The sequence below is a fragment of the Bradyrhizobium sp. MI1.3 genome, assembly GCF_055811695.1.
Genome location: NZ_JBVVPQ010000302.1, coordinates 1 through 290, shown reverse-complemented (window position 1 = coordinate 290; position 290 = coordinate 1). Strand labels below are relative to the sequence as shown.

Here is a 290-nt window from a genome sequence, read left to right as displayed (position 1 = left end):
AGATTGCGACTATGTCCTGTGCGGCGGACGATCTCCTTGAGCGGCACACCGTCGCTGACGAGAGCCGCAATTGCGGCTTGGCTGTCCTGGCGCCGCAGATAGCCCTGATAGCGCAGCTTTTCCGCACAGGTCAGCAGTTCCGGATTGATCGTCGTCGCTCCGATTGCGGTCCGGATTCTGTTCATGGAGCGGCGCACCGCATCAAGGAAGGCAGCGCTCGCATTTTCCATCAGATGCCAGCGGTCGGCGACTTGGATGGCGTTCGGCAGCGCCTTGGCTGCTGCCTCGCC

Annotated in this window: 1 pseudogene; it reads right to left on the bottom strand. The window is 62.4% G+C overall.

From position 1 onward, the window contains the following. Positions 1-290, bottom strand: a pseudogene (locus tag AC0L3A_RS41110) (ISL3 family transposase); the annotation flags it as partial.